The sequence below is a fragment of the Rodentibacter sp. genome (genome assembly GCF_057314195.1).
On sequence record NZ_DBHLAM010000020.1, the window covers coordinates 51,630 to 58,510 of the forward strand.

At 43.9% G+C, this 6,881-nt stretch carries 4 protein-coding genes, 1 tRNA gene and 2 pseudogenes (1 of these 7 only partly in view); 4 read left to right on the plus strand and 3 right to left on the minus strand.

Features of this window, described 5'->3' with window-relative positions:
• The first annotated feature begins 3 nt into the window (after positions 1-3).
• A complete protein-coding gene (locus ACO59Y_RS02160) occupies positions 4-789 on the plus strand; it encodes a substrate-binding domain-containing protein (protein ID WP_486130229.1) in 786 nt (261 codons plus the stop codon).
• A gap of 25 nt (positions 790-814) precedes the next feature.
• Here ACO59Y_RS02160 and hflX read toward each other — a convergent pair whose 3' ends face one another.
• From hflX to rluC, 3 genes are all read right to left on the minus strand, one after another.
• On the minus strand, positions 815-2,179 hold the full coding sequence (hflX, locus tag ACO59Y_RS02165; protein ID WP_486130231.1) for a ribosome rescue GTPase HflX: 1,365 nt from the start codon (positions 2,177-2,179) through the stop codon (positions 815-817).
• 9 nt (positions 2,180-2,188) lie between these two features.
• Positions 2,189-2,467 carry an RNA chaperone Hfq gene (hfq, locus tag ACO59Y_RS02170; RefSeq protein ID WP_373603231.1) on the minus strand — a complete coding sequence of 93 codons (279 nt, stop codon included), beginning with the start codon at positions 2,465-2,467 and terminating at the stop codon, positions 2,189-2,191.
• 87 nt (positions 2,468-2,554) lie between these two features.
• A complete protein-coding gene (rluC, locus tag ACO59Y_RS02175) occupies positions 2,555-3,523 on the minus strand; it encodes a 23S rRNA pseudouridine(955/2504/2580) synthase RluC (RefSeq protein WP_486130234.1) in 969 nt (322 codons plus the stop codon).
• Between the two features lie 401 nt (positions 3,524-3,924).
• Between rluC and rne the strand changes: the two are divergent.
• The 3 genes and pseudogenes from rne to ACO59Y_RS02190 all read left to right on the plus strand — a co-directional run.
• Positions 3,925-6,417: pseudogene (gene rne, locus ACO59Y_RS02180) on the plus strand (ribonuclease E); the annotation flags it as partial.
• 60 nt (positions 6,418-6,477) lie between these two features.
• Positions 6,478-6,708, plus strand: a pseudogene (locus ACO59Y_RS02185) (polyhydroxyalkanoate depolymerase); the annotation flags it as partial.
• 128 nt (positions 6,709-6,836) lie between these two features.
• Positions 6,837-6,881, plus strand: a tRNA-Ser gene (locus ACO59Y_RS02190); it runs 56 nt beyond the window's last position.

Sequence of the window (6,881 nt, forward strand, 5' to 3'; positions counted from 1 at the left end):
GATATGTTGAAAACACGCATATTTTCCATCGCATTTTTTCTTTCGCTTTCAGCATCTGCGGAGCAATTCGTTTCACTTACTCTTTGTAGCGATCGTTTGTTGGCCGAATTAGCGCGGCCCGAACAAATTTCCGCGCAATCGCTTTATTCCAAAAATCCGTTGATGATGTTGGATAAAGTGAACCGTGACAAACCTGCGCTTGAAGTTACACTTACGTCATTATTGCCCTATCTCGATAAAACATTATTAATTAATGAGACTTTTTATCCGCGACTAGCAGCCGATTTAAAAAAACTCGGTGCCAAAATTGTGCCGATTAACGATAGCCCGCAAACGCCTGAAGAATTATTTGCGCTGATATTGCAACTCGGTAAGCTGACGGGTAATGAAAGGCATGCGGAAGCTTTGATTGATAAATTAAAATCGCAACACTCTCGTTTAAATCTGTCGTCTAGCGTTACCGATACGCTTATACTTTCTGATACAGGCCCCGTCGGCGATTTTCCACAATATTCTATTTTGCTTGATTTGCTCGGTTTAACCCCCTTAAAAATGCCGCTTACGACACAAAATTTTTCATTGGAAAAGGTGTTGCTTGCAGAACCGAACGTGTTGATTGAAATCTCCGATCGGCAAAGTTATAACGAACAGGCGGAATTGTTGCACCATCCATTTTTGCGAAAGCTTTTTCAGAATCGACCACATTTTCACATCCCGATGAAATATACTTATTGCTTCGATCATGGCGTGTGGATGGGCGCGGAGATGATTTATCATCAGCAGAAATAATTTATCTCGCCTCTGGGTGATATTTTTATTCGTTCGTTTGCGGACAAGGTGAAAAATAAATTGATTCTGGAAAGCGTTTGCACAACTTCAACCATTCCACCTTAGCAATTTGCACTTTTAAGATAAATTCTCCTTGCTCGGTGACTTGCTCGTTCAGCACCGCATTGAGCCGATACAGTGCATGGCGAAGTTTTCCTTGGTGTGGCAGAAGCGTGAGGGTCAATGAAAGCATCTCGTTTTTTAGCCGCGTTCTAATCGCTTCCAACAGTAAATCCGTGCCTTCGCCGTTATGTGCAGAAAGGTAAACCGCGACCGGTTTATGTTCATCATCGTATTCAATGTGCGGTTCCACGTTTTCCAATAAATCGATTTTGTTATATATCAATAAAGTCGGTACGTGGTTCGCGCCGATCTCATTTAGCACCGCATTGACGGCCTCAATATTTTCCCATTTCCGTACGTCGGTGGCATCAATCACATGCAATAAAAGGCTCGCTTCTACGGTTTCCTGCAAGGTGGATTTGAAGGCGGAAATCAGAGCGTGCGGCAGTTGACGTACAAAGCCCACGGTATCCGCAACAATCGTTGTGCCGACATCTTGAATTGATAGACGGCGCAAGGTCGGATCAAGCGTGGCGAACAGTTGATCAGCAGCGTAAACATCGGCTTGTGTGATGGCATTAAACAAAGTGGATTTGCCCGCATTGGTATAACCGACCAAAGAAACGGTGGGAATCTCCGCTTTTTGTCGGGTTTGGCGATTTTGACGGCGTTGTTTTTCCACTTTTGCTAAACGATTTTGCAACTGAGCAATGCGCACTTTAATTAAACGACGATCCGTTTCCAATTGGGTTTCACCGGGGCCGCGTAAACCTACCGCACCTTTTTGTTGATCCAAACCGGTTTTACGGCGCACGAGGCGCGCGGCTAAATGGTTGAGTTGCGCCAGTTCCACTTGTAATTTCCCTTCGTGCGAACGGGCGCGTTGGGCGAAAATATCTAAAATTACCCCGGTGCGATCCACCACGCGGCAACCGCATAAGCTTTCTAAATTGCGCGTTTGCGCAGGTGTAAGTAGGTGGTTTACCAGCACCGCATTGGCATTGTGCGTTTTCACTGCTGCGGCGATTTCTTGTGCTTTGCCTTCGCCTACGAAATATTTGGCGTGCGGCGCACGACGGCCGACGGTAATGATTTCTAACACAGCCGCTCCGGCAGAATCGGCAAGCAGAAGAAATTCTTGTAGTTCTTCGATATTTGGGTTTTGCGAAAAGTAAACCTGTACGACAATAACATTGTCGCATCGTGAATTGGTTTTGGAAGATAAAGAAAGTGCGGTTGAAATTTCCGTTAAATTTTCAACCGCACTTTTAATATATTGATTATTCATTCGAGAAGGTTATTCGGCTTGCGTTTCTCTTTCTTCCGCCACTTCCGCCGGCGTTGCAGCGTGATGGTTACTGTTGTGGTGAGATACGGAACGCGCCGGTACTACGGTGGATATTGCGTGTTTGTAGACCATTTGATTTACAGTGTTTTTCAATAAAATCACGAATTGATCAAACGATTCGATTTGACCTTGTAATTTAATTCCGTTCACAAGATAAATCGATACAGGAATACGCTCGCGACGTAGCGCATTTAAATAAGGATCTTGTAAAGATTGTCCTTTTGCCATTTTGCTATCCTTTTGTCGTTATTATGAAAAGTTTGATAGAAACTTGTTGTCTCCGCGCTCAAATATAGCAACAAACGCCGAATTTGTCTATTTGCTTTCCCGTAACTTTTTCAACACTAATTTCATTTTGTCATCAAGTGGCGCGTTAAAACGCAAGGTTTCACCCGTTTTAGGATGCTCGAAACGAATAGAAAAAGCGTGTAAAAATAAGCGATTTAAACCGAGTTTCTGTATTTGTTCATCAAATTCCTTATCGCCGTATTTGTCATCTAACGCAATCGGATGTCCTGCATATTGAGTATGCACGCGGATTTGATGGGTGCGACCGGTTACCGGTGAGGCTTTTACCAAAGTAGCGTTCGGATAACGTTCTTCAATTGAGAAACGGGTCTCCGAAGGCTTGCCTTGTTCGCTTACTCGCACGATTCGCTCGCCGCTGGAAAGCTCGTTTTTTAATAACGGCGCTTGAATTGCTTTTATATGCGATTGCCACTGCCCACGTACTAAGGCGAGATAATCTTTTTGTACGGTTTTTATGCGTAGTTGCTCATGTAAATTGCGCAATGCGGAACGTTTTTTAGCAATGAGTAAAATGCCTGAAGTATCGCGATCTAAACGATGCACAAGTTCCAAAAAATGCGCTTCAGGGCGCAGTGCACGCAAGGCTTCAATAACGCCGAAGTTTAATCCGCTGCCACCATGCACCGCGATGCCGGACGGCTTATTTAGCACGATTAAACAATCGTCTTCAAACAGGATTTGGTTTTCCAGTGCAGCCACTTTATTTAAGTTCTTGGAAACCTGCGTATCGTTTTGCTGCGCTACGCGTACCGGCGGTACACGCACCACATCGCCCGTTTGTAATTTATATTCCGGCTTAATTCGTCCTTTGTTTACCCGTACTTCCCCTTTACGCACAATGCGATAAATCAAGCTTTTCGGTACGCCTTTAAGTTTCGCCAACAAATAATTATCAATGCGTTGTCCGCTTTCGTCCTCACTAATGACCAGTGTTTTCACCACCGCATTGATAATTTTCTCTTTTTGTTCCGTCATGTTTTTCCCTTTTGAAAATGGGTACGAATCATATCATAAAAGCGTTTGGAGGATAATAATCGCCTTGCCAATTTACGGCTTTCCGTGGATAATAGAGCGTCTTTTTGCGCCTTAAATTCGGCGCTGAAAATTGACAAGATTTGTTGTTCAAAACTCAATGCAGCGTTCGGCATAAGACATTGATAATCAACAATTTTTCTTGAATCAAACCAGCCGCTTGCAACGCGTGTGGAATATCGCGTTGTTTTATAAAACGATTATTTATTGTTTACTAACGTTATCAATGCACCCAGCAACATACAATCGTGAGATTGACTGACGCGTGAAACACGAGGTCGATAACGAAGCAAAGTGCGGTTTGTTTTCGAGGTATTTTTAAAATCTAAAAAAGAGAATTGACAATGAAAAGAATGTTAATCAATGCGACTCAAAAAGAAGAGTTGCGTGTGGCGCTTGTGGATGGACAACGCCTTTTTGACCTGGATATCGAAAGTCCGGGACACGAACAAAAAAAAGCCAATATCTACAAAGGGAAGATTACCCGCGTTGAACCAAGCCTTGAAGCGGCTTTTGTCGATTATGGTGCAGAACGTCACGGTTTTTTACCGTTAAAAGAAATTGCACGTGAATATTTCCCGGCAGACTATGTATTCCAAGGTCGTCCGAATATTCGCGATATTTTGAGCGAGGGCCAAGAGGTTATCGTTCAAGTGAATAAAGAAGAGCGCGGTAATAAAGGCGCTGCATTGACAACCTTTGTTTCCCTCGCGGGGAGTTATTTGGTGATTATGCCAAATAATCCGCGTGCTGGTGGTATTTCTCGTCGTATTGAAGGTGATGAGCGCACTGAATTAAAAGAAGCCTTAAGTTCTTTAGATGTGCCGGAAGGTGTGGGTTTAATCGTGCGTACTGCCGGTGTGGGTAAATCACCGGAAGAATTGCAATGGGATTTAAAAGTGCTATTGCATCATTGGGATGCGATTAAACAAGCCTCTCAAAGCCGTCCGGCGCCGTTTTTAATTCACCAAGAAAGTGATGTGATCGTGCGCGCAATCCGCGATTATTTGCGTCGCGACATCGGCGAAATCTTAATTGACAGCCCGAAAGTGTTTGAAAAAGCCAAAGAGCATATCAAACTAGTGCGTCCTGATTTCATTAATCGCGTGAAACTTTACCAAGGCGAAGTACCGCTTTTCAGTCATTATCAAATTGAATCGCAAATCGAATCTGCCTTCCAACGTGAAGTGCGTTTGCCGTCCGGCGGTTCCATTGTGATTGATGTGACCGAAGCCTTAACCGCCATTGATATCAACTCTGCGCGTTCGACTCGTGGCGGCGATATTGAAGAAACTGCCTTAAATACCAACCTTGAAGCGGCCGACGAAATCGCGCGTCAATTACGTTTGCGCGACTTAGGTGGTTTGGTGGTGATCGACTTTATTGATATGACGCCGGTTCGTCATCAACGTGAAGTAGAGAACCGTATTCGCGATGCAGTGCGCCAAGATCGTGCACGTATTCAAATCAGCCGAATCTCCCGTTTCGGTTTGCTGGAAATGTCGCGTCAACGTTTGAGTCCGTCTCTTGGTGAATCGTCACATCATATTTGTCCGCGTTGTCAAGGCACCGGTAAAGTGCGTGATAATGAATCCCTATCTTTATCCATTTTGCGTTTAATCGAAGAAGAGGCCCTAAAAGAAAACACCAAACAAGTGCATACTATCGTGCCAGTGCAAATTGCTTCTTACTTATTGAATGAAAAACGTAAAGCTATCAGCAGCATTGAAAAACGTCATAATGTGGATGTCATCGTTGCGCCAAATGAGGCAATGGAAACACCGCATTTCAGCGTATTCCGTTTACGTGACGGCGAAGAAGTGAACGAATTAAGCTATAACTTGGCGAAAGTTCATTGCTCAGAAGAGGATTCGACCGAGGAGTCCTTAATTTCTCGTAATGTAGAAAGTCCGCTCGTCGTTGAACAACCGGCGGTAGAAAACGCGGCGGTTTCTCTTTCGATTTCTGAAGCCGCACCGACACCGATAGAACGCAAAATGAGCGAACCTTCTTTGTTGACAAAAATCATCGCGAGAATCAAAAGATTGTTCGTATCTGAATTGGTAGAAGAAAAGCCGCAAAATAACCGCAATAACCATAACAACCGTAATCAACGCCGTTCACCAGAACGCCGTAATGTATCGCGTCGTTCAAGAATAGAAAGTTCGGAAACGGAGAAATTCGAGGAAGAAAACCTTCGTCCGGTTCGCGAACACAACGTTCGTCGTTCACGTCGCAATATTGCAGACGAAAATTCACTCGAAAGAAATACGACGGAAAGTTCGCTTAATTTTGTCGGGGCATCGGAAACTCAAACGGAAGGAAAATCTGAACAGGCTCTGCAACAACGTCGTCAGCGTCGCGATTTACGTAAACGTGTACGTATTGAAGATAATCCGCCAGAAGTACCAAAGATTGAAACTACAGTTGAGCCTACAATAGTTGAACCAATTCAGTCTGAAGCAACAGAGCAGCCACGTCAGGAGCGTCAACGTCGTACGCCGCGCCATTTGCGCGTTTCAAATAATCAGCGTCGTCGCCGAGTTGAGCCTAAATCACCAATGCCGTTGTTTGCTGCAGTGGCTTCACCGGAATTGGCGAGTGGTAAAGCCTGGATCGATTATTCGACGGCAAATACCTTGAAAGAAAATAATTTTCTATCGGTAGACGAATTGCTTGAGCAAGAGAAAATTAAAAAAGGATTTATCACACCGATAACAGACATTGTTGTTGAAGAAAAAACGGTAGATATAAAACCGGCTTTTGATTTCATTACTCAACCAGCAAACGAATCCGTACAGAAAAAGGTGCAAAAATCCTTAGAACGCCTTCATAGTGAGGCATGTGGAGAAATTGAATCGACTGAAACCATTCAATCGGAGTCGGCTGAAAATAATATGGGATTTGTCCGTCGTTATGAGTTTAATGGTCGCTTAGGTACGATTTCTTCGGTTATTCATACCAAAGCAGAAATGACGCTTGCCAAAGCGAGTGAAGAAGTCTCACGACCATTTCCGATAACGGAATGGCAAGAATCACGTTATTATTTTTATGGTAAAGGCGCGGCGGGGCATCACAGTGCGATTAGCCACGTATATTCCGAACCTACTCGTGCGAGAGCGGAATAGTTGAAAGATTGGCGCGGTAACGTGCCGATTTTTTATTTTGAATTAAAAATAATCACTCAAGAAAAATATGCTGTTTTGTTCTTGACGAGATTTGTTAAAAAACGTATTATTCGCCTCGTTTAAATCACGGAGGAATGGTCGAGTGGTTGAAGGCACCGGTCTTGAAAACCGGC